Annotated in this window: 22 protein-coding genes; 19 read left to right on the top strand and 3 right to left on the bottom strand. The window is 63.7% G+C overall.

Features of this window, described 5'->3' with window-relative positions:
• Positions 1-15: 15 nt before the first annotated feature.
• The gene (locus tag AQZ52_RS14180; protein WP_067912334.1) at positions 16-525 is read right to left on the bottom strand and encodes a helix-turn-helix domain-containing protein; all 510 of its coding nucleotides are present in this window, start codon (positions 523-525) and stop codon (positions 16-18) included.
• Positions 526-1,286: 761 nt separating this feature from the next.
• Here AQZ52_RS14180 and AQZ52_RS14175 point away from each other — a divergent pair.
• The 19 genes from AQZ52_RS14175 to AQZ52_RS14085 all read left to right on the top strand — a co-directional run bounded on the left by AQZ52_RS14175 (position 1,287) and on the right by AQZ52_RS14085 (position 21,837).
• Positions 1,287-1,607 (top strand): hypothetical protein, encoded by a 321-nt coding sequence (locus AQZ52_RS14175; protein ID WP_067912331.1) that lies wholly within the window; start codon positions 1,287-1,289, stop codon positions 1,605-1,607.
• An 83-nt stretch (positions 1,608-1,690) separates the two neighbouring features.
• Positions 1,691-1,975: a type IV conjugative transfer system protein TraL gene (gene traL, locus AQZ52_RS14170; RefSeq protein ID WP_067912328.1), complete on the top strand. Its 285-nt coding sequence runs from the start codon at positions 1,691-1,693 to the stop codon at positions 1,973-1,975.
• A gap of 2 nt (positions 1,976-1,977) precedes the next feature.
• Positions 1,978-2,544: a type IV conjugative transfer system protein TraE gene (locus AQZ52_RS14165; protein WP_067912325.1), complete on the top strand. Its 567-nt coding sequence runs from the start codon at positions 1,978-1,980 to the stop codon at positions 2,542-2,544.
• Entirely contained in the window at positions 2,541-3,374 is an 834-nt protein-coding gene (locus tag AQZ52_RS14160; protein ID WP_240481670.1) for a type-F conjugative transfer system secretin TraK, read from the top strand. Before AQZ52_RS14165 ends, AQZ52_RS14160 begins: the two co-directional genes overlap by 4 nt.
• A complete protein-coding gene (locus AQZ52_RS14155) occupies positions 3,371-4,711 on the top strand; it encodes a TraB/TrbI/VirB10 family type IV secretion system protein (RefSeq protein ID WP_067912321.1) in 1,341 nt (446 codons plus the stop codon). Before AQZ52_RS14160 ends, AQZ52_RS14155 begins: the two co-directional genes overlap by 4 nt.
• 13 nt (positions 4,712-4,724) lie before the next feature.
• Positions 4,725-5,543: a DsbC family protein gene (locus AQZ52_RS14150; RefSeq protein ID WP_067913965.1), complete on the top strand. Its 819-nt coding sequence runs from the start codon at positions 4,725-4,727 to the stop codon at positions 5,541-5,543.
• A gap of 4 nt (positions 5,544-5,547) precedes the next feature.
• Positions 5,548-6,273 (top strand): hypothetical protein, encoded by a 726-nt coding sequence (locus tag AQZ52_RS14145; RefSeq protein WP_067912318.1) that lies wholly within the window; start codon positions 5,548-5,550, stop codon positions 6,271-6,273.
• A gap of 6 nt (positions 6,274-6,279) precedes the next feature.
• Positions 6,280-8,829 (top strand): type IV secretion system protein TraC, encoded by a 2,550-nt coding sequence (gene traC, locus AQZ52_RS14140; protein ID WP_067912315.1) that lies wholly within the window; start codon positions 6,280-6,282, stop codon positions 8,827-8,829.
• Positions 8,826-9,143: a hypothetical protein gene (locus AQZ52_RS14135; RefSeq protein ID WP_240481668.1), complete on the top strand. Its 318-nt coding sequence runs from the start codon at positions 8,826-8,828 to the stop codon at positions 9,141-9,143. Before traC ends, AQZ52_RS14135 begins: the two co-directional genes overlap by 4 nt.
• Complete coding sequence (locus tag AQZ52_RS19130) at positions 9,136-9,645, top strand: TrbI F-type domain-containing protein (RefSeq protein WP_067912312.1); 510 nt, start codon at positions 9,136-9,138, stop codon at positions 9,643-9,645. The genes AQZ52_RS14135 and AQZ52_RS19130 overlap by 8 nt, the downstream gene beginning before the upstream one ends.
• Positions 9,629-10,174 (top strand): S26 family signal peptidase, encoded by a 546-nt coding sequence (locus tag AQZ52_RS14125; RefSeq protein WP_067912309.1) that lies wholly within the window; start codon positions 9,629-9,631, stop codon positions 10,172-10,174. Before AQZ52_RS19130 ends, AQZ52_RS14125 begins: the two co-directional genes overlap by 17 nt.
• Complete coding sequence (gene traW / locus AQZ52_RS14120) at positions 10,171-10,824, top strand: type-F conjugative transfer system protein TraW (protein ID WP_240481666.1); 654 nt, start codon at positions 10,171-10,173, stop codon at positions 10,822-10,824. Before AQZ52_RS14125 ends, traW begins: the two co-directional genes overlap by 4 nt.
• Positions 10,821-11,129, top strand: a complete 309-nt coding sequence (locus AQZ52_RS14115; protein ID WP_067912307.1) for a hypothetical protein — start codon at positions 10,821-10,823, stop codon at positions 11,127-11,129. Before traW ends, AQZ52_RS14115 begins: the two co-directional genes overlap by 4 nt.
• Positions 11,129-12,133: a conjugal transfer pilus assembly protein TraU gene (gene traU / locus AQZ52_RS14110; protein WP_067913955.1), complete on the top strand. Its 1,005-nt coding sequence runs from the start codon at positions 11,129-11,131 to the stop codon at positions 12,131-12,133. The genes AQZ52_RS14115 and traU overlap by 1 nt, the downstream gene beginning before the upstream one ends.
• Positions 12,134-12,143: 10 nt before the next feature.
• Positions 12,144-12,896 (top strand): type-F conjugative transfer system pilin assembly protein TrbC, encoded by a 753-nt coding sequence (gene trbC / locus AQZ52_RS14105; RefSeq protein WP_067912304.1) that lies wholly within the window; start codon positions 12,144-12,146, stop codon positions 12,894-12,896.
• A 41-nt stretch (positions 12,897-12,937) separates the two neighbouring features.
• On the top strand, positions 12,938-16,639 hold the full coding sequence (gene traN, locus AQZ52_RS19125) for a conjugal transfer protein TraN (protein WP_240481746.1): 3,702 nt from the start codon (positions 12,938-12,940) through the stop codon (positions 16,637-16,639).
• Positions 16,640-16,674: 35 nt separating this feature from the next.
• Complete coding sequence (locus tag AQZ52_RS14095; protein ID WP_067912302.1) at positions 16,675-17,604, top strand: conjugal transfer protein TraF; 930 nt, start codon at positions 16,675-16,677, stop codon at positions 17,602-17,604.
• Positions 17,604-19,046 (top strand): conjugal transfer protein TraH, encoded by a 1,443-nt coding sequence (locus AQZ52_RS14090; protein WP_067912299.1) that lies wholly within the window; start codon positions 17,604-17,606, stop codon positions 19,044-19,046. Before AQZ52_RS14095 ends, AQZ52_RS14090 begins: the two co-directional genes overlap by 1 nt.
• Before the next feature lie 19 nt (positions 19,047-19,065).
• A complete protein-coding gene (locus AQZ52_RS14085; protein WP_067912296.1) occupies positions 19,066-21,837 on the top strand; it encodes a conjugal transfer protein TraG N-terminal domain-containing protein in 2,772 nt (923 codons plus the stop codon).
• A 6-nt stretch (positions 21,838-21,843) separates the two neighbouring features.
• On the opposite strand, the gene AQZ52_RS14080 is transcribed toward AQZ52_RS14085, so the two are convergent.
• Both AQZ52_RS14080 and AQZ52_RS14075 read right to left on the bottom strand, forming a co-directional pair.
• Positions 21,844-22,182, bottom strand: a complete 339-nt coding sequence (locus AQZ52_RS14080) for a hypothetical protein (protein ID WP_067912293.1) — start codon at positions 22,180-22,182, stop codon at positions 21,844-21,846.
• A gap of 56 nt (positions 22,183-22,238) precedes the next feature.
• On the bottom strand, positions 22,239-25,538 hold the full coding sequence (locus tag AQZ52_RS14075) for a DUF499 domain-containing protein (RefSeq protein WP_067912291.1): 3,300 nt from the start codon (positions 25,536-25,538) through the stop codon (positions 22,239-22,241).
• Positions 25,539-25,541 lie beyond the last annotated feature (3 nt).

The following is a 25,541-nucleotide window of genomic DNA, read 5'->3' as shown; positions in this document are numbered from 1 at the left end:
TGGGCCCTCGCTTGGCTAGATCTCTGGCAACTTCATGAAAGTGTCACGCCGGTTCCTGATTTGCTCTTCGTTGGTGATGATGGTGTCGGCGAGCCAGTCCGAGAGCCGATCTTGCGCTGGCTTGGTCAAGGGCTGAATGGCGAAATCGGCTCGAGCCCGAAGCCTTGTGACGACTGGGTAAAGCAGGTGCATCACGACGCCCAAACCCGGGTCATCGTAGCATTGCCAGTCGCCAATTACCTCGATAGCGACAACCGCTCGAGCTGGATCGATGCGAAGCACTTCAGTGAGTTTCAGCAGTTCTGCGATGCGCATGGGGCGATGCCCATTCAACATTCTGCCCAACTGCCGTCGACTTATCTTCAGAATCTTGGCAATCGCCGACAAAGGCCGGGAATCCCGATCTACGTGATGATTGATCAAGGCCAGAAAGGCCGAGGCTCGAGGATCGATGTCCAAGTGACTGTCGTAATGGCCTGACTTTTCAATATTTTGCTCGGATTCGATTATCAGGTCTTCGCACATTCGGTCCCTCGCCGCGTTTCCGAGTGGGTCAATTCCGTGATGAGTGGCGCCGCATTGTCAAGTGCAACTCTCTTCGGATTTGGCGTCAACTCAGTTGTCGTTCATCCCGCTCTTACAGGCATAGATTGCTCCAGGCACACATACTGGCCTCCCAGGTCGCAGTTCAACATCATCCGGAGGTTCACGAAGACTGCCGCTGATCCTGGGAACAAACGATATCCTTCTCTGCACACTCCGTGACTAAAAACGAATTCATGAAATGCGACAAACAACTGAATGTATTATGCAAAATTTCATCCTCCCCGTTCCAAACATCGCAGACCAAAAGACGTCACGACAAATAGGCCGAACGTCCTCGAGCTGAGAAGTTGCACGCTGCAAGGCGCATGCCCCGAACGTGGCGGTGTCGATGTGAACCTGACGCGCGGCCTGCGCCAAGGCCCCTTCAAAACTTTTACATTTGTATCAGCCGGTACATCGCGCCCGCAGCAGCGGTTTCCGGCAAGGCGCTTATCGCCCATTCGTGGGCGCTGAGCGCCCGGCATAGGGCGTTAAGCGCACGCGCTCTGTCCTCATGCGCCCACGCGTGCGCGATGGGCGCGCGCTAACGGGCGCGATGGGATAAATGCCGCATTTTCTGAACGTACCATCAAGTTTTTTTCGCAAACCTGGCCGCGGCAACTTGTCGCATTGAATGGAACAGGAGGACTTTCGGGATCGGCAACCGCTCGGGTCGCCATACAACTCCGAAAGGACATCCCATGTCGACTGCGTCTCCCGATGCTCGCACCCGCGCATCGCTCCTCGCCTACCTTGTGCCGGCCGTCGTGGCAGCGGTGCTGGTGGCACCCGCGGCCTATGCCGGCACCGACACAACGTTCGGCACCGCGCTCACCCAGTTCACGAACTTCCTTTCGGGTTCGGGCGGCAAGGTGATCACCGTGCTCAGCCTCGCCGGCGGCATCGTCGGGCTCGCTTCGGGCCGCTTCTCGCTCGGCCAGGTTGCCGTGCCGGTCGGCACCGGCGTTGCGGCGGGCACCGGTGTTCCCATCGTCACCGCCATGGTGACGGCGACCATCTGACAAGAAGCCCGGCCGACCACCTGCCCCCTGGCGGTCGGACCGGGCTCACCTTCCCCCAAAACCTCATGTGACGGCGGGCCACGATGGATCGATATGCCATTCCAAAGCATCTGGATGACCCCGAGTTGATCGGGTTCTGGACGCTCGACGAATTTCTGGTGATGGTCATCCCCTTCATCTGGGGTGTCCTGGCCCAGCATATCGTGATCGGGCTGATTGTCTCAACCGCGGCCTGGTTCGGTTATCGCAAGCTTCGAGCTGGCCGGTCGATGTCCTGGATCCTTCACTTTGGATATTGGCATCTTCCCGGTGAGTTCTTCGGCCTGAAAGCGTTCCCGCCGTCACATCTTCGCGTTCTGGCGGGCTGACGATGGATCTCGATCTCGCTCATGCCAGCGCGCAGCGGGTGCTGCGCCAACGCAACGTCCTTGCCGTCGCCTCGCTTGTCCTCGGAGTCCTGCTGGTCGGCACTTTCGTTGTTGCCCAGAAGCGCGACCGCGAAGTGGTCCTCGTTCCCACCCTGCGCGCGCCGGTGACTCTGTCGAGTGCCGCAGTGGCGCCCGAGTATCTCGAGATGGTCACGCGTGACGTGGCTGCGGTCGCCCTCAACCGGTCGCCGGAAACGCTGACCTGGTGGATGAACTCGATCCTTGAATTCACGGACGAGCCGGCCCGCGGCCAGGTCAAGAGAGACCTGATGAAGATCGTCGCCGAGCAGCAAGGCTCGCAGATCACCCAGTTTTTCACGCCCGACATGATGCAGGTGGACCCGGTTCACCTCCAGAGCCAGGTCGGAGGCATCGTCCACACCGTCGTCGCGTCCAAGGAAGTGACAAATGAGCACCGGGTGTTCCGTTTCACCTGGGCCTACAACGGTGTGTCCTTGAAGCTCAAAGGCTTCGGCATGGTCACCAAGCCGACGGAACCGGCGAAATGACCGGCACCCTATCACAGGAACTGAACCGCATGGCATGGCTGGAATTGGCCGCGGGGGCGTCGTGCGCCTCCCGCGTGTGGCGGCGTGAGCGCCTCGTTGGCGCAGCCCTCGTCGCGCTTGGCCTCGCGGGCATCGCTGAGCCGGCCTTGGCCGATCAGAACGTGCTCGCCGCCGACAATGGCACGGTCCGCTGCGATGCATCGCTCAAGGACCTGACCCGGATCACGCTCAAGGACGACCAGTTCGCCTCGGTATCCAAGATCCAGACGAGCAGTGCCGCCGAGGATTTTCAGGTGGTGAACGAGCCGCTCCGTGGCGACATCTACCTTTCGGTCGGCAGCGGCTTCTCGCGACCATCAATTTCCTTTTTCGGCACGACCAAGAAGGGCTTCGTCTACAAGTTCGTCTGCGCCGTAGCTGGCAGCGAAGCCAAACAGGTCTTCGTCGCCAATGCCGACTCGGAGCATCCCGCGGCCGTTGGCGAACGCTGGCCCGTTGGTTTGTCGGAACAGGATGGCGCTGCGCGGCTGATCTCCGCGATGTACGTCCAGAAACCGGTCGAAGGCTTCGACATCACCTGGCGTCCGCTTGCGCCCGTCAATGTCGGAAGCCTCAAGGTCCAACTGGTCGGCCAGTATTCCGGGTGGTCGCTGACCGGCAAGCTGCTCAAGCTGGCGAACACCGGAAACAAGCCGGTGACCCTCAGCGAAGATCAGGTCGCCCCGGCCGATGCCCTCGCCGTGAGCCTTGCCCAGTCCAGACTCGAGGTAGGTCAGGAAACCACGGCATTCGTCATCATGCGCGCCGCGCGGCCGGGAGATCAGCCGTGACGCCCACCAACGCTAACCCGAAGGGTAGCGAAGCGCCTTCGGGCGCGAGCGAACTGGACCACAACGCTGTCACGCGCCGGCGCCAGCGGCTCGCGATGTACGGGCTCGGCGCCACCATCGTGGTCGCCGGGGTCTGGTGGATCACCAGTACCCCCTCATCCGATCCGAAACAGGCCGGGCAAGCCGACCCGACCAGGTCGGTCAAGATTTCGACTGACGACATGGTCAACCGCTCGATGGCCGACAAGGAGTGGATGGCGCTCTCGGAAAACCAGATCACGACGCAAGGCACCGAGATCAAGTCGCTCCAGAGCGACAGCACGCGGATCGATCAGCTCCAGCACCAGCTTCAGGATCTGCAAGGGCAGAACACCGCGCTCAAGGCGGACGGCGGCAAGGTTCTGTCGGCCTACCAGACCGAGAACGACCAGCTACGCTCGCAGATCTCCGCGCTATCTACCCAGGTCCAGCGGGCAACTGCCGGACCGACGTCGATGTATGGCGCGGGCGCACCTGGCACTTACCAGCGCGCCGCGACCGCACCGCAACCAGGCGGCACCGTGCCGGGAAGCGGCGAGCCCGCCCTGGCAGCGCCGCAGGTGCGCCCCAACGAAGTTAGGCTGATTGCCTTTGCCGGAGACGCCGGGGGCACCGCGACGCGCATGGTGCCGAGCAAGACCACCCAGTTCACCGACAGCGAAAACTACCTCCCGCCCAATTCGATCGCGACTGCCAAGGTCGTGGTCGGCGTCGATGCGACGACCAACACCAAGAGCCAGACGGACCCGCTGCCGGTGGTCTTGCGGATCACCGGGCCGGCGCGCTCGGTCTATGCGGGAGGCAAGCTCCTCAAGACCAACCTTGTCGGCTGCATGGTCAATGGCGCGGCGATGGCCGACCTCTCGTCCGAGAAGGTCTATGTGAAGTTGCAGCGCATGACCTGTCCGCAGCCCGGCGGGCGCGTGGCGGTCAGCGAGGTCAAGGGCTTCATCGCGTTCGGCGGCAAGACCGGCGTGCGCGGGCGGGTGGTGAGCCGCGCCGGCAATCTTGTCGGTCAGGCCTTCATCGCCGGCACGCTCGGCGGGTTCGGGCGCGGGTTCTCGGCGAACTCGCAAAGCCTGCTCACCGCGCCAACGGTGAGTGTGAACGGCCAGAAATCGACCCTGTCGCCCACCGATATTGCCCAGGGCGGTCTCGGCCAGGGCGTCGCCCAGTCGGCCGACATGGTCTCCAAATATCTGATCGAGCGCGCCGAACAGTACCAGCCTGTCGTCGAAATGCCGACCGGGCTCGATGTCGAGGTCGTGTTCCTCGACGGCGTCTTCATCCGCAATTGAGGGAATGCTTGCCATGACAGGTCTCAAACTCATTGGCCTTGCCGCACTGGCGGGCATCACCACCAGCCCGGCGCCGAGCTTCGCAGGCCCGGCGAATGGCGAGGCGGTTGCCCATGCCATCGCCGCACGGCTGCCCCGCACGCAGGTCGCGCATGTCGATTGCGCCAAGGTTCCGGGCATCTGTGAGGTCCAGGCCGGGACGAACATCTTTTACGTCGATGCCACGGCGCGCTACCTCATCGTCGGGCGCGTTTACGACATGGAAACGCGGCAGGATCTGACGGCGGCCCGCCTGCTGGAGATCAACCCGGATCTCCTGCTCGGCGGCGCGCCGTCCGCCAGCGATGAAGGCACGCAAACCGCCTACATCCGTGACGGGCACGGGCAACCTGCGCCATCGGCGAGCCCCAGCATGGCACAGAAGGTGTCGCTGGCGGGGCTTCCCGCCAATGGCGCGATCGAATGGGGCGGACCTGGTCCCAGCGTCACCGTCTTCAGCGATTTCCACTGCGGCTATTGCCGGATGCTTCACCAGACCCTCAAGACGATGGGGGTTCACGTCTCCGAACGGCCGATCTCGGTGCTCGGAACGCGCGCGATTTCCGATGCGGTGATCTGCGCGGAAGACCGTATCGGCGCGGTCGAGAAGGCCTATTCCGACCAGGAAATTGCCAAGAGGGCCTGCGATACCAGCGGCCTCGATGCCAACGAGCGGTTCGCGCAAGGTCATGGCTTTACCGGAACACCGGTGATTGTGCGCGGTGACGGCGCCGTCGTCCTCGGCTTCCGGCCCCGGGAATTCCTCGAAGCCTGGCTCAAGGGAGGAGCGTGATCCCATGCGCCTGGCCCCGCCGATCGTGCTTGCCAGCCTCGTCGCGCTGTCGGGCTGCTCGCTTTTCCATTCCAACATCAAGGGCGGGTTCGCCTGCTCGGCCCCGAAGGGCACCTGCGCGCCCTCGATGCGCATAGACGATGCCGCCATCCACGAGATTGGAGGACAGGACGAACATGGCAGCGACAAGTCGGCAGCCGATTCCGAATCGCGCGCCGAGCGGCCGCAAAAGGCTACCGACGCGGGACTGGGACGGACCGCGAGAAACCGCGAATGGGTCTTCGTGCGCGGCGCGCGCCCAGAACTCAGGATCGTCTATCCAGAGTGGCACGATGCCGCCGGCCAGCTGCACCCGCGCACCACGGCCTATACGCCGGTGGACGTTGCGCCCGCCGTGCCTCGCGCCATCACCCCGCTCGATCGCCGCAGCCTTGGCGGCACAGATACCGGCAGCCTGCTCGCGATTGCGGAAATGGCGCCCGAGATCGCGGCGATGCCCGCGCCGCCGCAAACCGCCGATCGACCCGCCAAGAGCGATGACAAGCTGGCGCCTGCGCCGGACACCCACGCCGGAACGCAAGCGGCTCGTCCCGGTGCGCTCGATGCGATCAAGGATCAGGTGAAGGAAATTCTGTCGAACGCAGGACGCGCAGGCGGCAGCGCGACGCCGGCGATGCCCGCAAAGCCCGATGCCAAGCCGGTCGCCAGCTTTCCGCCGGCGGGGAACTGACCTCAAATGCTGGCCCGTCTCACCGAACTCGTCACCGGCGACACGCAAAAGCCCGAGGCTCGTCCGGCCTCCCGGGATGTCCCGATGCTCGCGCATTTCCTTGGATACCGCGCCTACAGCCCCGGCGAGCAGCTGTTCCATCTGACCCGCTCGAAGGGCTTCATACTCGAACTGGCGCCACTGGTCGGTGCCGACGAGCGCATCGGCGACATCCTGAATTCGGTGTTTTCGGACATCCTGCTGCCCGGCTGCGAATTCCAGCTCATCAATTACGCCAGCCCCCGCATCGCCGAAAAGCTGCAGGAATGGGCGCTGCCGCGCGTGCGTGCCGGCGCGGTGTTCGACAAGCTCGCCCGCTACCGGCTCGACCTGCTGCGAAAAGGAGCCTGGTCTTCGCTGGCGAGCGACGGCCCGTTCCATCTGCGCCACTTCCGTGTGCTGCTTGCCGTTGGCGTCGGCCAGAGCGCGGGCATCGATGCCGAGCAACTGTTGGCAATCCGCGAAGGGCTCGTTTCGGCCTTCGATTCGATCAACGTCGCCACGCGCGTCCTCGATCCGACCGAATTGATCCGCTTCATCGACGACGTCGTGTGCCCTTCGACGGGCGCGGGCGACGATGCACCCGACTACTCGCCGTTCGATCCGATCAACGAGCAATGCGTGCGCCGCGATCTCGTCACCCGCATCGAGCGCGACAGGCTGATCCTCGAGGCACCCTCGCTGCGGCCGTCCGGTCTCGTCGCCGATGGCGCCCCCGACTTTGCCGAGTACAGCCCCCACGAGTTCGACGTGCGCACGATGTCGGTGCGCTATTTCCCCGAGCGCTGGGCACCCTGGGATACCCAGAAGGTCATCGGCGACGTGTTCAATCCCAAGCTTTGCCTGCCGTGTCCCGTGCTTCAGTCGATCTCCGGGGTCATCCCTGCTTCCGACGTGTCCGAGACCAAGGCGGGCTGGAAATTCACGCGCACGACCTCGCTGGCCGACGGCAAGGCGGCAAAACTGGTGCCGCAGCTCAAGAGCCAGTCGGTCGAATGGCAGCATGTGCAGCAGCAGGTCCGCCTCGGGCAGAAGCTGGTCCAGATCTACTACAGCGTTACCATGCTGGCGCCCAAGGGCCGCGGCGACGTTAACGAACGCACCCTGAAGGCGATCTACAAGGCCGCCGGCTGGGACCTGATCGACGAAACCTACCTGCAATTGGGCGGCCTGATGGCCTCGTTTCCGCTGCTACTGGCAGATGGGCTCTCGGCCGATCTCACACGGATGCGCCGCTTCCGCACGGTGCTTTCCGCCAACGTCGCCTCGCTGGCGCCCGTGCAGGGCGAGTACAACGGCGGGCATATTCCCCACCTGCTGTTTGTCGGCCGGCGCGGGCAACCGCAGTTCTGGTCGCCGTTCCAAAACTCGGCCGGCAACCACAATGTCGCGATTGCCGGCAAGTCGGGCTCGGGCAAGTCGGTTCTGCTGCAGGACCTCACCGCGAGCTTTGCCGGGGTCAATGCCAAGGTCATCGTCATCGATGACGGGCGCTCGTTCGAGCACATGGCCAAGGCGCTCGGCGGCACCTTCACCGAGTTTCGCCAGTCGGCGGGGATTTCCCTAAACCCGTTCCGGATGATCGACCTCGATCAGGCCGATGCGGACGAAGACTACCTCGTTGACTGCATGGCGATGCTCAAAGCCATCGTCAGCCAAATGGCGCGCTACGAGAATCGGCTTAATGATACCGAGCGCGGACTGATCGACGCGGCGGTCAACGCGGTGTGGTCGGCGCATGGACGCGATGGGACCGTCGATGCGGTGATGGCGGCGCTGCGCGAAGCAGGCCACCCCCAGGCCGACGATCTCGCGACCGCGCTGCTCCCGTTCTCGGAAAAAGGCACCTTCGGACAGTTCTTCCTCGGGGCAACCAATCTCGATCTCTCGGCCGATCTCACCGTGTTCGAGCTCTCCGACCTCGCCTCGCGTGAGGAACTGCGCAGCGTGGTGCTCACCTCGATCATGTTCGTCGCCTCGCAGACGATGCGCAAACTCGACCGCGCGCGGCCCAAGGCGCTGATCATCGATGAGGCCTGGCAGATGCTTCAGGGCGGCGCGATGGCCGACTTCGTCGAGACCTATTCGCGCACCTGCCGCAAGTACGGCTCGTCGCTCATCACCGCGACCCAGTCGATCAACGACTTCTACAAGTCGGGCGGTTCGAAGGCAGCGCTCGAGAATTCCGACTGGATGCTGGTGCTCCAGCAGAAGCCCGAGACGATCGCGGACTTCCGCAAGTCCGATCGCTTCGAGATGGACAACTACACTGATGCGCTGCTGCGCTCGCTGAAACGCCAAGGCACCGACTATTCCGACCTTCTGATCCGCGGTCCCGAAACCCAGACCGTCTGCCGGCTCGTGCTCGATCCGTTTTCGGCGACGCTCTATTCCTCGAGCCCGGCGACCTATGCCCGCATCGAAGCGCAGATCGAGCATGGCGCATCGATGGCGGACGCGATCGAGACGGTCGCCTTTGCCGGTCGCACCGATCCCCTGAAGGGCAACGCACCATGAGCGGGCAGCGCCATCCGCTCGACTGGGGCGCGATTGCCGCCGCAGCCTTGCGGCTTTCGGGATGGCTGGCGGTGAACACGCTGGCCGCAGCCGGCATTGTCGCGCTCGTTTTCTTCGCGATCGGCAGCTTCTCGTTGCCGCTCACCATGGCGCAGCTCGCCAATCTCGCCGACCGCTACGTCGCTGCATCGTCCGCGCGGCAGGGACAGTTCAACCACATCATCGCCTATGCCTTCGCGCTTGCCTTCGTCGCGGTCGCCTTCTTCCGCCGCGCCAGCTTCACGCGCGCCCTCGGAGTTTCCGACCATGAGTGAGTACGGCAGGTTCCGCGCCGAATACCGCCGCATGTTGGCTGTCGCCCTTGGGGCCGGGGTCCTGCTCTGGGGCGTATGGGCGAGCCACGCGATCATCGACCTGCGCCGCAGCGGCCCGCACCTCGTTAAGGTCCAGCTCGCCGAGCTGGTGCGTGAATTCGTTCAGAACGAGGCACGTTCAGGCGTCCCGTCCGGTCGCATCACCGCAGAAACCGCCACCTTCCTGAAGGCGATGGGCGACGCGGTAAACGCACATGGCGCGCGCGGCGAGACCGTGCTGCTCGCCAATGCTGTGGTGGGCGGCGACGTCCCCGACATCACGATGGCCGTCCGCCGCGAAGTCTATGCCCACGTGCCCCACCCGCAAACCGGAACGGCCGAGGGGCTGTCGCCGCAGATGCAGCAGTTCTTCGACGCCCAGGGCCAGCTTCAAGGGCCGGGCCAGATCCAAAGCCAGGGCCAAACCCAAAGTCAGGGAACGCAGGGTGGCCAGTCGAAGTGATCCGATCCGCCCCCCGTGCGAGCGGCGCCTTCCCGCGTGGGTGCAGCGCTGGGGCGGCGCGGGCCTGCTCGTCGCAATCGGGCTTGGCCTACAATCGCTCGAGGCCTGGCACGACCGGCATGCGATCTTCATCAATGCCAGCGAATCGCTGCCCAACTGGGCACTGTTCGTTGAAGCTGGGCGAGTGCCCAAACGCGGCGACTACGTGGTCTTCGATCCCGGCCGCGATCCGCTGGTGATCAAGCACTTCGGGACGAGCCCGAAGCCTTTCGCCAAGATCGCCTATGGCGTCGCCGGCGACACCATCAGCCGCGATGGCACCGGGGTCCTGGTCAATGGCCACGAAGTCGCGCGCCTCAAGCCGCTCACCCGTCAGGGGGAAGTCCTCACCCCCGGACCGATCGGGAAGGTGCCGCCGGGCTGCGTGTTCGCGGCGACCCCGCACAAGGACGGGTTCGACAGCCGCTATGCGGCGATCGGGTTCGTCTGTGGGCATCGCCTGCTCGGGGTCGGGGAGCCGATCTTGTGACCCGCCTCGCGCGCCCGACCCTCGTGGCCATTACACTGTTCGCCTGGCTGATCGGCATCGCGCCGGCCTCGGCGAAAGACTACGGCACGCTTGGCGCGACCTGGGCGATTGCCGAGCCTGATCTGCTGCAGGTGATCCGCGCGCGATTGCTGGCAGCCCAGCAGAGCGGGGCGCTTGATGCGATGAACCGCAAGTTCGTCGAGTCCGCCCAGGCAAGCGTACGGCGTCCCCATGCAGTTGCCGGCATCACGCCCGCCAGTTCCGATCGGCACTGGTCGTTCGATCCCAGCGTCACGCTCGCCGAGGACATCCGCAATGCGCGCGGGGCAATCATCGCCGCCAAGGGCCAGCGGTTTAATCCGCTGCACGTGGTGGGCATGGCCCATTCCTTTGCCTTCATCGATGGCGACAGCACCGATGAGGTGAGCTGGGCCCTGAAGCAGGGCGCGGCTGACAAGCTCTGGATCGTGCTGGTCAAGGGCTCGCCGACTGATCGGATGAGCGAGCTCAAGCGCCGCTTCTACTTCGACCAGCAGGGCGTGCTGACCGCACGCTTCGGCATTGAACACACGCCCGCGCTTCTCGTCCAGAAGGGCGATGCGCTCGACCTCCGCGAGGTGGCGCTCCCGCATGGAGGCGCAACGCCATGATGGTCACGCGGATCCGCGCCCGCCTTGGCGCAGCCAAGCGCTCGATTGGTGATCGGCTCCCTGCGCCGATGGCTGCGCCGGAAACGCCGCAGCTGCGCCGCATGCGCGTGACCTTGATCACCGGACTCGCGATGCTGGCGGTCTTGACCGCCGCGGTGCCGGCACTTTCCCAGGCCTGCCTGCGGGCGATCGGCGCGTTCGCCTGGCTGGCGCTTGCAGGCTCTAGCGTCATCGTCGGCTTGCGTTGGCTCACTGCCAAGATCCGCGCCGACGATGCGTGGGCGGTGCGAGAGCGCGAGGAATGATGCCGCGGCGCCTTCTCGCCGCGCTGCTGGCGCTTGTCGGGCTTGGGACCGCAGAGGCCGCGTCGGCGCAAGGGTCGGTGACCTGTCATGGGCACTTTCCGAACCCGATCACCGACATCTGCTGGGATTGCTTCTTCCCGCTGTCGATCGGCGGCTTCGACCTCTGGCCGGGCGACAAGCCCGATCCCTCCAATCCGTCGCTGCCGGTCTGCCTGTGCGGCCTCAGGCCCGGGCTGTCGTTCGGCTTCTGGGAGCCAGTGCGGCTCGTCGATGTGACGACCAAGCCCTTCTGCTTCCCCAACCTCGGCGGGATCACGATCAATCCCGGCATGTATGTCGGCAATGGGCACGTCTCGTCGGCGGCGCAGAAGGGCGGCAACACCGAGATGACCGCCCAGTACCAGGCGCACTACTACGTCTATCCGCTGTTCTACCTCCTGGAATTGCTCGCGGATTTCATCTGCTTTGAACAGGCCTCGTTCGATCTTGCCTACATGACTGAGCTCGATCCGACCTGGCAGGACGATACGCTGGCCGCGCTGGTCTATCCCGAGACGGTGGTGTTCGATTTTCCGCTCGCGCAGGTCGCCTGCGCGGCGGACTGCGTGGCCGCGACCGCCGCGCTTCCGCTCGATGCACTGTTCTGGTGCGCGGGCTGCAACGGCTCGATGTACCCGATGACCGGAAACATCGGCAACAACACGACGATGGACCAGTCGATGCGGCTCGCGGCCGAACGCATGGTCTACAAGATGCACCGGACCGCGCTCGCGTGGGGGACGATGGGCAGCCAAGGCCTTTGCGGCAAATACCTCATGCCGATCATGAAGAAGCAGCAGTACCGGCTGCAGATGGTGAACCCCGTGGCGGCGACCTCAGGCCGCTTCGCCTGCCAGCCTCCCGGCGGCTCGACCGTCGTCCAGCTCACTTCCCACACGTACCCGGTGATCGGCGAGGACGTCGGCTACCTCGTGTGGCGCAAGCGCAATTGCTGCGCATTCTGACAGGGGAGCCATGACAAGACGTCACCTCCTTGCCGGCCTCGCCATCGCGGCCCTCAGTATCGGCGCCGCGCTCGCGCAAACCACGGTCGATGGCCTCGATCTCGAGGCGATCGACAAACGGGCGAAGGCAGGTGCCGCCGACCTGTCACAGTTCGTGGATCAGGTGCTGCACGCCCAAGACAAGGCCAATGCCGAGCAGCACGCGAGCGTTGAGAGCCTCGTCGATGCCGCGACCGACAAGGTTGCCGCTCTCAAACCCACCGGCACCAAGCCGGGCGTTGATGGCGTCGATCTCGATGGGCTGGTTGCGGACGCCGGGCAAGCGATGAAACCCGAAGCGCGCTCGGCGCCGATGTTCATCGCCTTTGCCAGCCTTTCGATGCCTCCGGATTCGTTGTCACGTGTAATCGCCGACGTCTCGAAAGCGGGCGGCGTGGTCGTGTTCCGCGGCTTCTCGGCCAGCGGCGGCCGCACTTTCATGGAGCAATTGCGCAAGGTCACCGCCCAGGGCGAAGCCGTGCATGTCAGCATCGATCCGCGCCTGTTCAGCGCCTACCACGTCGAGGCCGTGCCGACCTATGTCGCGGCCTCTTCGAGCTTCGCGCTTTGCTCGGCACCTGACTGCACCAACGCCCCGCCGCCCTTCGATCGCCTCGCGGGCAACGTCACTACGCACTTTGCCCTCGAAACTTTCCGCGATGGCCAGGGCCCAGGGGCTCCGGTTGCCAAGCGCGCGCTCGCCAATCTGGACGCGCCTGAGTGAGGTGCCTTTCTGCCCTTGCCTGCCTTGCCGGCGCCATGTCGATGATCGCGACATCGGTCCTGCAGGCGCAGACTACCGATCCCAAGGCAACGGCGGCACAAATTGCCGGCCAGTTGCAGGATCAGGTGACGGGCACAGTGACCAGCCAGAGCGCGCCGAACGCGGTGCCCGGCTACAGCGGTTCGGACCTGCCGCAGGGCCAATACATGGCGCGGCCCGATCTCCTCGGCAGTGACGGCGCGGTCAAGGCGGTGACCAGCGAGCCCTATGCGATTGTCACCAATCCCAATCGTCCAACTGTGGACACGTCCACACTGGGGCTCACCAACGCCCGAACCGTCGAAGCGAGCCCGAACGCGTTCACCGGCGGCGGCATCGGCGCCGGCGGCAGCCAGGGCAATTGCCAGCAATTGCCGCCAAGCTCGGGCACGCCGAGCACGTACTACGATTCCTGCCAGATCGGACAGGCTGAAAGCGATACCAGCTTCACCTGCAGCATCGGGTGGAACAACCAGCTTTCCAGTACCAACCAATTCACCTGCCACACGTCCGAATGGGACGTCTTCAACCCGAACCTGAGCCAAACCTATTATCTGGCTCAGGTGTCGGACTGCGGCACGTTCGCAAGCCAGCCCACATGTTCACAAGTGAGCCAGTCCACGAAGGCGCCGCAGACCACCTGGCCGCCGGGTGCAGGTTGGGCCATGGTCTTCACGGAGACCGACAAAACCTATCAATGCACCGACGCTACTAACTACGGCACCGGCGCGTCGAATACCTACTGTATCAACCACACCACCTATTGCCTCGTGCCCCCGGCAATGGACCAGGCACCGGGAGTGCCCGGTGCCAGCGCCGATGGCCCGGTTCAGACTTACCAGGGCTCATCGATCGACAATTCCGATTGTCAGGCCAAACTCGGCACCGCCTCCGCCTGCCCGACGGGCTACGTCCAACAGGGCACCCAATGCGTCCAGACGACGGCGGCAACGGTTACCTGGTCCTGCTCTTCGGGATGGCACCTTGCCGGAAATGAGTGCAGCCTCGTCACCGTTCAGCCAGCGAATCTCACCGGCTATACCTGCAATGCCGGCTTCACGCTCTCGGGCACCACCTGCACGCAAACCCAGCCAGCCACGGTATCGGGATATTCGTGCCCCGGCGGCTTCGTGCTCGCTGGCACGAGTTGCACCAGCAACCAGAGCCAGGCCGCAACGCCGACCTACACCTGCCCCGCCGGTTGGAGCCGTTCGGGCACCTTGTGCTCGGGGCCGCTCAGGCAGGCGGCCGGCACCCAGTATTCATGCCCCACCGGGTGGACGCTGGCCGGCACGAACTGTACCCAAACGACCAGCCAGGCCGCGAGCCCCAGCTACTCCTGTCCGGCAGGCTACACGCTCAATGGCTCGGTCTGTCAGCAGGTCCTGACCCAGGCCGCCGCGCCAACCTACTCGTGCCCCGCAGGCTATGCCGTGTCAGGCTCGAACTGCGTCCAGACCACGTCCTATGCGGCCACTACGAGCTATTCGTGTCCTTCGGGACTGACCCTGTCGGGGACGAATTGCACGGGCGCGTCGAGCTATGCGGCAAGCGCAGCCTGGTCATGCCCCTCGGGCTGGACGCTTTCGGGCACGACCTGTTCGCAACCGGTCAACTACCAGACGGCAACCATGTCCTGCCCGTCGGGCGGCACGGCGAGCCAGTTCCGCTTTGCGTGCCATTCTTCGGAGTGGGACATCGTCTACTCGTACTCGACCCAGACATATTATCTCTCGACGCTCACGGACTGCGGCACCCTTGCCAGCGAGCCCACTTGCTCGTTGACCTCGCAAACCAGCCAGGCGCCGCAGACGACATGGTATAATTATTACGGTCTCGGCAGCCAGTTCACCCAAACCGACTACGTCTACACCTGTGCGGGTTCGACCAACCTCGGCACTGGCCCATCGAACACTTATTGCATCACCAGCAGCGGTTGCTACGACGAGACCGGTGTCGCCGGCGTGCCGGGGGTGCCCGGGGCCAGCTATGTCGGCGCAACCTGCACCGGCGCATCGACGCAAGCTGCAACGCCAACCTACAGCTGTCCCTCGGGCGGGACGCTGTCAGGTTCGACCTGCATCACCAGCACCTCGCAGCCTGCCGATGTCGCCTATGTCTGCCCGTCGGGCGGAACCCTGTCCGGCGCCAATTGCACGACCACGGCATCGCAGGCGGCAAGCGTGCTCTACACCTGCCCGATTGGCTTCACGCTGAGCGGTACCATCTGTTCCGAGACGCTGAGCCAAGGCGCCAGCGCCACTTATAGCTGTCCGCCGGCCGCCAAGCTGTCGGGGAACCAATGCGTTTCGACGGCCAGCCAGGCGGCGTCGGCAAGCTACGGATGCCCGGCCGGCTATACCCTCTCGGGCACCACCTGCACCGGGACCGGCACGCAGGCTGCCAGCATCAGCTATGCCTGCCCGACGGGCTGGACACTGACGGGCACGAATTGCACGCTGGCGACGACGATCGCCGCGAGCCCCGCTTACGCCTGCCCCACCGGGATGGCGCTTTCGGGTACGCAATGCATCGCGTCGGAGGCGGCAACGCCCGCCTATTCGTGCCCGACCGGCTTCATCGTCGATGGCACGACCTGCACCCAGAGCCAGGCGCAGGCCGCGAGCGCCACCTATTCATGCCCAGCAGGAACAACGGTTTCGGGTGCGAACTGCATTGCTACCGCGACCGCGTCGGGACCCGGCGGCGCGGGCGGGATGAGCTGCATGCCGCCCACGCAAGTCTGCGTCGACTCGTCACCTGCTACCCGGATCGTGGGGGGCGTGCCGGTCACCCACGACTGCTGGCAGTGGCAGGCGACCTACCAGTGCGGCACGCTGACCAGCGCCAACGACTGCTCGGCGTTGCAGGCCAAGAGCAATTGCAGCTTTGACCACGAGGTTTGCCTCGACGATCCGCAGAATGGCCCGTGCCAGGTCAGGAGCGAGATCTACAAATGCACGACGCCGGCGGCATCGACCGGCAGCCCGGCCTATTCGTGCAGCGGCGACGTCTATTGCCTTGATGGCAGCTGCACCCAGCTTCCCCGTTCGGCCTCGCCGGACCTCGCCAAGGCGCTGACCGCGATCAACGCAATGGGCGATGCCACCAAGCAGTTCGACACGGCCAATCTCACGATCTTCGACGGCCAGGCGACCGGTTGCCACAAGCCGCTGTTCGGGCTCGTCAACTGCTGCGCGGGCAAGGTGTCGGGTCTGCTGACCGGGGCCTCGGCCGTCACCGCCATGACCGGGCTGCTCACCGGCAACTTCACCATGCTGCTCGGCCTGGTCACCCAGTTCCTGCCGCTGCTCTTGTGCTCGCGCGAGGAGATGCTGCTCGACGTCAAGGATCGCCTGGGCCTGTGCCACTACGTCGGCGAATATTGCTCGTCGCACTTCCTGTTCGTCTGCGCGACCATGCGCAAAACCTACTGTTGCTACCAGTCGAAGCTTGCCCGCGTGATCCAGGAACAGGGCAAGGCGCAGCTCGGCCTCAATTTCGGGACGGCGAAGAGCGCCAACTGCGCGGGCTTCACCGTCGCCCAGTTCTCGCAGCTCGACCTCTCTAAGATGGATTTCACCGAAGTCTTCTCGGACTTCACCAGCGCGGTGTCGCTGCCGAACTCGCTCCAGACCTCGACCGAGATTCAGCAAAAGGTCCAGGCCTACTACCAGAACCACGGCCCGGGGACGGGACCATGATCCCGCGCCGGCCCCTCTCGACAAGGAACCCGACGATGATCGGACGTTTGACCGGCGGCACTGCCGTATCGGGGATGGCCGCCCTGGCTGCCCTCACACTCATTCCCGCATCGGCGCTAGCCGCGCCTGCGCGCGCGATGGATGGCAGCCACGCGGCCGAGGACATTGTCGCCGATAGCGACCGCGTGCCCGATCAGCCTGATACCGCGCCGGAAACGGTGACCGGCGTCGATGAGCCGGCAGCAGTGCCTGGGCAGGATCCGTTCTATTGCGGCGAGCGCAAGCTCGGAACCTGGTTCTATTGCGAGCGGCCTAAACCTGTGACCCGCAAACCCGCCGATCCGGCCGCGCCCAGCGTCACCTATCGCCAGCGGCTCGACCAGATCGGCGCACGCCTCGAGGAGCTGAAGGCCAAGGCCGTGCTCGAGCCGACCAGCGAAAACATCATCGCCTATGTCCGCTACCAGCGCGAACAGCTCGACCGTGCCTCGATGTTCGCTGATGTCTGGGAGCGGGCGATCTGGCAGCACCCCGATCTCGACTACACGCTGCAGCGCCCGGTGGGCACGCTCGGCAAATCGGCCTGGCTCGAACAGCGCAAGTCGGATCGCGAGGCGACGATCGCCAGCCTCTCGGAACGCTACGGGCTGTTCCTGTTCTACTCGGCGAGCTGCGGCGCCTGCGAAATCTTCTCGCCGATCGTCCGCAACCTCGCCAACAAGTACCACCTCTCGGTGCTGCCGGTCTCGATGGACGGCGGCCCCAATCCGGCGTTCCCGCGCTTCGTCATCAATCACGGTCAGTACGAAAAGATGGGCCTCGAAGGCGGACAGGTGCCGGCGCTGGTGCTGTTCGACACCTACCTCAAGAAGCCGATTCCCATCGGCTACGGCGTCATGGCCGAGGACGAGGTGCTGCAACGCATCTTCTACCTCACCAGCGTCAAGCCCGGGAGCGACTTCTGATGGGCGCCTCAGGGACAGGCTGGCGCGCCCTGCTGCGCGTAATCGGCTGCTGGCTGAGCGTGCTCGCCTGCTCGAACATCGTGCTGGTCTCGGCCGCCGAGGCCGACGTCAACGGCCAGTTGGGCTCCTTCTTCACCAGCCTGGGCGGGTCGGCCAACGTCACCGGGCCGGTCGCCTACAACGGCCAGCAGGGTGGCTACTACTCGGGGGGCAACCTCTGGGTCCGCTTCCCGGCGCAGCAGACCTATCAACTGGGCTCGCTCCAAATGCCGAGCGTCAAGGCCGGCTGCGGCGGCATCGACATCTTCACCGGCAGCTTCTCGTTCATCAACACCGACCAGATCGTCGCCGCCATGAAGGCCGCGGCAAACGGCGCGCTCGCCTTCGTCTTCGACCTCGCGATCAATGCGATCTCCTCGCAGATCGGCTCGTCGATCGAGAAGGTAATGCAGAAGCTCCAGCAGTTCACCCAGCACAGCCTCAACGCCTGTCAGGCCGGCGAACAGGTGGCGGCGGGCCTCGCCGGCATGGTCGGCGCGCGCGATTCCCACTTCTGCGCCACCATCGGCAACAGCCAGGGCATCTTCTCGGACTGGGCTGCCTCCGCGCAGGGTTGCGGCACGGGCGGTAGCCAGACGTCGACGCTGTCGTCGAACGCCGACAAGACGATCCCGGCCGGCCCCTACAATTACACCTGGTCGATGCTGACACAGAAGTACCCGAACTTCGACACCACCTTCAAACAGTACCTGATGAGCCTCGTCGGCACCGTGATCTACCAACCCGGCACCAGCAACTCCCAAGGCCCGACTTACAAGTTCCTGGGGCAAGGCGATCCGGCGCTGATCACCGCGCTGCTCGACGGCGGATCGAGCGCGCAGGTCTTCACCTGCGATTCCACCGACCAGTGCCTCAACCCGACCCAATCGACGCTGACGGTGTCGAGTGCATCGGCGCTCAAGACCAGGGTCTACAATCTCTTGATCGACATTGCCGGGCGCATCCAGGGCAACCAGCAGCTGACCAGCGAGGAGATCGGCCTGCTCGGCGCTACGACCATTCCGCTCTACAAGATCATGGTGGTCAATGCCGCAGCGAGCTTTGGCGGCATGAACACCGCCGACCTCTCCAGCCTCGCCGAGATCACCTCGGTCGATCTGCTCGAGACCGTCGTCCAGCAGTTCTACAAGATGGTCACCGATGGCCAGGCGTCGTTCCAGAACGCCGATCCGATGACGCTGAAGCAGTGGCAGGACCAGCTGCGCGAAGTCACCCATACCCTCGATGCCCAAGTGATGCACAATTCCGAGCGCCTGACGCGCACCGAGCAGATCCTCGACCGCACAATCCGCATCGAGGGAACGCTGCGCAATTCGATGTCCCCGCAGATGACCGCCGCGCTCCAGTTCGAGAAGTCGCTGGGCCAGCACCCGCTGCAATGAGAAACCGGGAGAGTTGGGCATGACCGTCAACGTCATCACCAGCGGCGGTGGCCAGTATATCGTCAACGTCCTGAACGCCGTCGCCGCCTGGACTGGCGGCGGCGGCTTCCGCTCGATGCTCCAGGTCGTGATGGTGATGGGGCTCGGCTACAGCCTGCTCATCATGGCCTTCTCGCTGAACTGGAAGGTGCTGCTGAACTGGTTCCTGTCGGCGACCGCCATGTACATGTGCATGATTGTGCCAACGACGACCGTGGTCGTCTCGGACACCATCAACCCAACCATCGGCAATGGTGCCGTTGCCAATGTGCCGCTCGGCCTCGCGGTCGTTGCCTCGTTCTCGAGCCAGGCCAACAACTGGCTGACGAACACCGCCGAGAGCGTTTTCACGATGCCGGCGGCGCTTGAATATACCTCAGGCGGCATGGTCTATCCGACCCGGCTCAACGACCTCACCAAGCAGTTCACGATTGCCGACCCCGTGATGAAGGCCAATGTCGAGAGCTTCCTCCAGCAATGCACCTTCTACGACATCCTCCTCGGCCAGGGGAACGGGTGGTCAACGCTGGCGAGTTCGACTGACCTGCTGACCGCTTTGGGCCCGGGGTCCGCAGCGCGCTCGACGACATGGATACCAAACGGCGGCGGCACAGCCTCGATCATTGGTTGTCAGACGGCATATCGGAACATCGTGGCCGCTTACCCGGCACTCGGCACTGCCGGAATTCACGCGGCAGCCCCCTCGTTCTACCCGAACCTGCCCGCTACGAATGCGGTGACCCAGCTCCAGAACGACCTGCCGTCGATGGCGCAGACCTTCTACGGCGGCACCAGCATGAGCGCGCAAGCGATCTTCCAGCAGCGCAGCCTCGTGAACGCCTTCATGGAGGCGCGCGCGAACTTCGGCGCCGGCGGCGGCGACACCTTCGCCGCGCTCCATGCCGACGTCCAGGCGCAGAATTCCTACATCTCGGCGGCGCGACAGGCGATGACCTGGGTGCCGGTGCTGAATCTCGTCCTGACCATCGTCTTTTACGCGATGTTCCCGGTGGTCTTCCCGCTGTTCCTGTTTCCGCAGACCGGGACCGCAGCGCTGAAGGGCTATCTGACCGGCTTCTTCTATCTCGCCTCGTGGGGGCCGATCTATGCGGTGCTCCACATGTTCATCACCCAGTATTCCGCCGCGCAGCTCACCGCGCTGGCGCCGGGCGGAATGACCATGGCCACCATGTCCGGGATCGACGCGATCGACCAGAACATGGAAACGCTCGCCGGTTACCTGCTGATGTTCGTGCCGGTGCTCGCCGCCGGCATGGCTAAGGGAGCGATGTCGATCGCATCCAATACCAGCGCCATGCTCGCGCCCGCCATGCAGGCGGCCGAGGCCGCCGCGGTTGAGCGGACGACCGGCAACTACTCCTACGGCAACGAACACTTCCAGAATGCCACAGGTGGACAGGTGAACACTGCGCCGACCTGGAATTTGGCAGCGAGCGGCGTCCCGCAGATCAATATGCGCGGGAGCAACGGTACGATCACCAGCACTATGGCGGACGGGTCGGCGGTCTACAACACGACGCCCGGGATCAGCCATTTCGGCTTCTCACCTTCCGAAATGCAGAGCGTCACTGCCAACCTTCAGCAGAGCGGGGCGCAGTATCACTCCCGGGCCAATCAGCTGCGCGATACGTCGAGCGAACGCTGGTCGCATGGACTTCGCACGCTCAATGCGTTTTCGTCGGGCTCGCGCCATGCATCGGGCAGTGAGGGCTCCGCCGGCGTCCAAGGTGGCAACACGACGAGCCAGTTCGATCGGCAGGGCGCCGATGCCAAGAACCAGACCGGGTCGAGCCGGACGATCGGCGACATGACGTCGTCGGGCCGCTCACTGGGACATGCCGAAACCAACACCTGGAGCCTCAATGCTGGCGCGAAGGCCGGTGTTGGCGGCAAGTTCGGCGTCGGTGAGGTCGGGGCGTCGGTCGGTGGTGGATGGGACCACAAGTGGGCCAAGACCACGGCCGATCAGGAAGCGCGCAATGCCAGTGATGCGCAGAACGAGAGCCAGAGCGCCAGCGTCGCCCACTACCATGCCAATGGCGAGGACATCACGCTCACCGATGGCGGCTACTGGCGTAACGGCACCTTCCACCGCGTCGAGAATTTCTCGGAAAAGCGTCATGCGGTCGAGCGCGACTTCTCCCAAGCGCAGTCGTTGGAGCGCCAGGCCTCGCAGTCCGACGAGGTCGGTGCGCGGCTTGAACGCATCGCGTCCTACTCGCAGGCACACGGGTATCAGATTTCGGACGACATGAGCCAGGTGGTAGCCTCGCGCTATGCCGCAATGGCGGGCTCACCCGAATTCCGCGATCTTGGCGCGCCCTCGCTCACCAACACCGCCCCCTCCGCGCATCAACGCGAAGTCCGCAACTTGATCGTCGCGAAGATCCTTGAGGACTACGCGGCGAACGGCACCCGCCCGGTCGAGGCGATGCTGGTCGATCCTTCCGCGACCATGGGCCCCGTCAAGGGGCCAGCGCAGATCCACCTGTCCAATACGCTGATGGGACCGGCGGCCGGCGGCGGGGGCCCGCATCAGGCGGGCGGGCACGCCGGGTCAGCGCCAGGTGTTGGCGCGCATCATGCGCCGGGCGATGACGCCGCGCGCGCGGCGATTGCAAGTGGGGCGGCTAAGGTTGCTGGGGAGGATGCGGAAGCGAAGGCAAGCTATGCCAAGAAGCGCCGGGACGCCGACGATCGGAATCGTCACATCAAGGGTGATGTCGATTAAATGGCTTCAATGCTGAGACGGTTGCTGCTGGAAGTCCTTCTCCAACGCACCATCCAATTGCCTCAGTTCCGCCGATCGTTGGTGATCCCGATAGGCGTTGATCCCGCCAATGACGGCGACCGCGACCAGCACAATCGGGACGAGGATCATCACCGCTGTCGCGACCCGGCGCTGGAAGGCGATCGCGTGCGGGGTCTTCGCGACGTTGGGGATGCGGTCATATTCAAATGCAAGCAGCGCCTCGGCCTTCGATCGGCGAAAACCGTCCTCGCCAAGGCTCGCGTTCTCGGCGCTGAGGGTGTCGACTTGGCTCTGGAGGCGGGTGATTTCGCTGCCTTCGGTCATGATTTCAGTCTAATGCAATGCGGAACGAAAGGCAAACATTGTCATGTTCAGTGGCATCACTCAATCGATCTCTCGATGAAATTGAGCGTATTGGCATTCTCAACCAATGTTCTGACCTTCGCTCGATCAAGACCAGATGGCACGAATGCCTCGATCTCCAACCGCAGTTTCACCGCGCTACCTGGTAAGGTTGTAAGTTGCTCGACGATGGCCTCGACGATCTGATGGATGTCTCTCGCGGGTCGGTCAGCGGAGATCATGACGGCACCGGTAAAGCGCGTTGGCACCTTTTCCGCCGGCGGAGGTTCGGGTGGGCCTCCCGGCGAAGTCTCGCCAGGGCCTGACGGCGTCTTTGAGCCGCCGTCGGTTTCTCCACCGCCCGACGTCGGCTGCTGTGGTGCCGGACGGTGCGCTTCAGCTGCATCGGGCTTGATAATCACGCTGTCCCCGTCGATCACGACGGCCGCATTAGTCGCTCTCTCGATCGCCAGGCCAAGATACGTGTCTGACTTCTCATCCCAGCGCTCGGCATAAGCAAACGGTCCTGGCAGCATGCCGGTAACCGCCGCTTGAACGGCTTTGATCAATACCTCCTGATTCTTCAGGCGCGGCAAGTAAATGTAGCGGTTGAGATATTCCCGCAGGTCTTTCAGACTAAGATGCGGTTTGCCATTCCAGATGTATTTCTGGAGATCTCGATCCAAGCGCGTCGGCCCGAGTTCGGTGAGCAATCCTTCATCTGCGACGAGCTTCTTGCTCGCCCGTGCCAGCAATCCATCCTGGGCAGGAATCTTTCCGGAAACCCACTCTACGTCAGCCTGCGCGCTTTCCTGAGAAGGATAGTGCAGGTAGCACCACGCTTCCTTCAGGCGCGTCTTCATCGTTTCTTTCGCTTCGGCCAGCTTCGCCTCAGCAAGCTTTTGGTCACTGGGGCGCAGTTCCAGACGTTCCTTGTCCCGAACAATCTCTCCCCACGCCAGAACTGAGCGCACCGCGTCCTTCAAATGGTCGAGCTGGCGAGCATCAGCCGCGATGAAAACGAGCATGTTGCGGTAGACACGAGGCGTGCTGCCACGTTGCAACAGGATGTCTTTCGCCTCGTTGAGCGCCTCAGAGCCGTCCCGGCCATGGTGGGGGTGGGCGACCCCTAGGACAACGGCACGCACACCGCCCGCTTCGTCAGGCACTTCTCCCGACGTGGTTGGGGCGACTTGCACTGCATCGAAATGGCCACGATCAGCCAAGCCGTTCACATATTTGCTCAGCTCGGCATCAATGGTCACATCGACCAGCGCCGCTTCAATCTGTCCAGCTTTGTCAGCCGCTATGCGATTGAGACTCGCTGACATCGAATACCAGTACCGGCCGAGGTCGGCATGCATGAATTTCGCTTGGTTAGTCAGACGGCGTAGGGCATCGCTGAAGATCGCGGGGCGCTCACCGGGTTGTACGACGCCTAGGTTTATCTGCTTGTCATCAAGGCCCGTATTCTGCTGTTGATGGGTCGGTGCCGTCCCCATGAAGATTGCGCGGGCAACACGCCTCGTCGCTGAGTAACGATTGAGGTTAGGCGCCGACTGATCGACCTTGTAGGGCGTCGATGCCGCTCCATCGACATCACCAGCGATGATCGATTGCCAGCTGACGTCCAGGTAATGCAGTAGCTCGGGCTCGACGCGGGGGGAGCTCACTGCAACGCTTCCCGGCATGATCATGACTGATGGGTCGCCGTTCATCCAAAGCTCGTGAATAGCTTGCGCCATCAACCGCAGCACGCCGCGCGTGCGCTGAAATTTTTCCAACGAACCCCAACTCGTATAAAGCTGGTCGAACAGCTCGGGGTGGATCGGGTAAGCTTTTTCCAGCTTCCGCCGGTAATCTTCATCCGCACATCCCTGCGGGAAGTCGTCGGAGTTCTCGCGATAAAGCTTGGCAAACTGCTTCAGCGTGTTGTCGCGATGATGGAACTTGTCTCCCGGAATTTCTTTGAACAGCCGCCGGCGAACGATCTCATAGCTCTCCTCCTGGCTCGCAGGACGCCACGAGGATTCCACACGGCTGAATGTCTGCTTGAGGCGGGCGAGCGCTTCCTGACCGCCTTCGCCACCGACCTCGATCTGCGAAGCAGGCAACGACGCGACAAGTAAGGTGCCGGGGCTGGCCTTGACCGCCTCTGTCAGGGACTGGACGAACGAAAGGTTAGCGTCGAACGACCCGGATGGCAGCCCTTCAACTTTGTAAACCTGACGGAGGTAGGCGACCCATTCGTCGATCAGGATGAGGCACGGCGAGTACTTCTTGAAGATCGCTTCGAGAAGATGGGAACCGGGCGCAATGCCGTTGGCGTCATTCTCGGCGATCATGTCGAAGGCTTCGGAGCCACCAAGCTGCCATGCCAGTTCACCCCATGTGGTCCGGATCTTGCGGCCACCGTCGGCGTGCATGACATCCTGCGGCCCCCGCGACGTGCCGACGAGGACTGCCCGGTTGATACCGTCAGGGACGCTCAGTCCATGTTGTTCGAGCAGCTGGTCGAGGCCCGACAGGTCCTGCGTCGGCGTAGGACCGGCCATGTGGTACAGCGCTAGCATCGAGTGGGTTTTGCCGCCACCGAAATTGGTCTGAAGTTCAACGACTGGATCGCCACTGGTACCGGACAGCCGCTTAGCTGCGCCGACCAGAAGTGCGCTGAGGCCTTCAGTCAGATACGTGCGGCTAAAGAACTGACGCGGATCGCGATATTCCGGTGGTGCGCTGCCTGAATGGACCTTGGCAAGGTCGGCAGCGAATTCAGCCTGCTGGAACTCGCCAGTGGCCACGTCCTGGTGCGGTTCAACCACTTCGCGCCATGGCAGCAGACCCGAAACCGTTTCAACGGAGATTTCGAGGCGCTGAGTTTTCCGCCGCTCTTCATTCCGCGCCAGTTCGGTAAATTTGGTGCGCAGGATCGTATCACGCATCCTGCCGATCTGTTCGGCGACTTCACCAGCGCTGATCGCCTCCATGAGGCGACGCATGGAATCGAGGGCTCGTTCCGCATCGTCGTAGGTGAAATTTTCATTGTGGGAGAGCTTGTTCCGCACATCGAGCAGTTCAGAGACGTAGGAGCGCTCAGGATGACCCAGGACCGTTGCAAACGCTTCCTTCCAGAATGCCATCATGGTCTTGAGGAGGCCTTGCTGGTCCCATCCCACCTCGCCGGCGGAATTGGGCCGTAGGCCTTGGACGCGCTGAACTACTTCAAGTTGCCAATGGCCCTTAACCGAGTTCTCCAAGCGTTTCTCGACGAACGGTGTGAGCGCGGAAGGAAGCAATTCCATGCCTTCGAACACATACTGGCGCGTACTTTTTGCCATCGT

This window comes from Novosphingobium fuchskuhlense (genome assembly GCF_001519075.1).
GTDB classification, from domain to species: Bacteria; Pseudomonadota; Alphaproteobacteria; order Sphingomonadales; family Sphingomonadaceae; genus Novosphingobium; species Novosphingobium fuchskuhlense.
This window is presented reverse-complemented; position numbering and strand designations above follow the sequence as displayed.

What these genes read in the sequence shown, in the direction of transcription:
- AQZ52_RS14075 (WP_067912291.1), bottom strand. Translation starts at nt 25,538, where the DNA reads ATGGCAAAAAGTACGCGCCAGTATGTGTTCGAAGGCATGGAATTGCTT.
- AQZ52_RS14145 (WP_067912318.1), top strand. Translation starts at nt 5,548, where the DNA reads ATGCGCCTGGCCCCGCCGATCGTGCTTGCCAGCCTCGTCGCGCTGTCG.
- traN (WP_240481746.1), top strand. Translation starts at nt 12,938, where the DNA reads ATGATCGCGACATCGGTCCTGCAGGCGCAGACTACCGATCCCAAGGCA.
- AQZ52_RS14085 (WP_067912296.1), top strand. Translation starts at nt 19,066, where the DNA reads ATGACCGTCAACGTCATCACCAGCGGCGGTGGCCAGTATATCGTCAAC.
- AQZ52_RS14090 (WP_067912299.1), top strand. Translation starts at nt 17,604, where the DNA reads ATGGGCGCCTCAGGGACAGGCTGGCGCGCCCTGCTGCGCGTAATCGGC.
- AQZ52_RS14160 (WP_240481670.1), top strand. Translation starts at nt 2,541, where the DNA reads ATGACCGGCACCCTATCACAGGAACTGAACCGCATGGCATGGCTGGAA.
- AQZ52_RS14080 (WP_067912293.1), bottom strand. Translation starts at nt 22,182, where the DNA reads ATGACCGAAGGCAGCGAAATCACCCGCCTCCAGAGCCAAGTCGACACC.
- AQZ52_RS19130 (WP_067912312.1), top strand. Translation starts at nt 9,136, where the DNA reads ATGAGTGAGTACGGCAGGTTCCGCGCCGAATACCGCCGCATGTTGGCT.
- AQZ52_RS14150 (WP_067913965.1), top strand. Translation starts at nt 4,725, where the DNA reads ATGACAGGTCTCAAACTCATTGGCCTTGCCGCACTGGCGGGCATCACC.
- AQZ52_RS14115 (WP_067912307.1), top strand. Translation starts at nt 10,821, where the DNA reads ATGATGGTCACGCGGATCCGCGCCCGCCTTGGCGCAGCCAAGCGCTCG.
- trbC (WP_067912304.1), top strand. Translation starts at nt 12,144, where the DNA reads ATGACAAGACGTCACCTCCTTGCCGGCCTCGCCATCGCGGCCCTCAGT.
- traU (WP_067913955.1), top strand. Translation starts at nt 11,129, where the DNA reads ATGCCGCGGCGCCTTCTCGCCGCGCTGCTGGCGCTTGTCGGGCTTGGG.
- AQZ52_RS14165 (WP_067912325.1), top strand. Translation starts at nt 1,978, where the DNA reads ATGGATCTCGATCTCGCTCATGCCAGCGCGCAGCGGGTGCTGCGCCAA.
- AQZ52_RS14175 (WP_067912331.1), top strand. Translation starts at nt 1,287, where the DNA reads ATGTCGACTGCGTCTCCCGATGCTCGCACCCGCGCATCGCTCCTCGCC.
- AQZ52_RS14095 (WP_067912302.1), top strand. Translation starts at nt 16,675, where the DNA reads ATGATCGGACGTTTGACCGGCGGCACTGCCGTATCGGGGATGGCCGCC.
- AQZ52_RS14180 (WP_067912334.1), bottom strand. Translation starts at nt 525, where the DNA reads ATGTGCGAAGACCTGATAATCGAATCCGAGCAAAATATTGAAAAGTCA.
- AQZ52_RS14135 (WP_240481668.1), top strand. Translation starts at nt 8,826, where the DNA reads ATGAGCGGGCAGCGCCATCCGCTCGACTGGGGCGCGATTGCCGCCGCA.
- traC (WP_067912315.1), top strand. Translation starts at nt 6,280, where the DNA reads ATGCTGGCCCGTCTCACCGAACTCGTCACCGGCGACACGCAAAAGCCC.
- traL (WP_067912328.1), top strand. Translation starts at nt 1,691, where the DNA reads ATGGATCGATATGCCATTCCAAAGCATCTGGATGACCCCGAGTTGATC.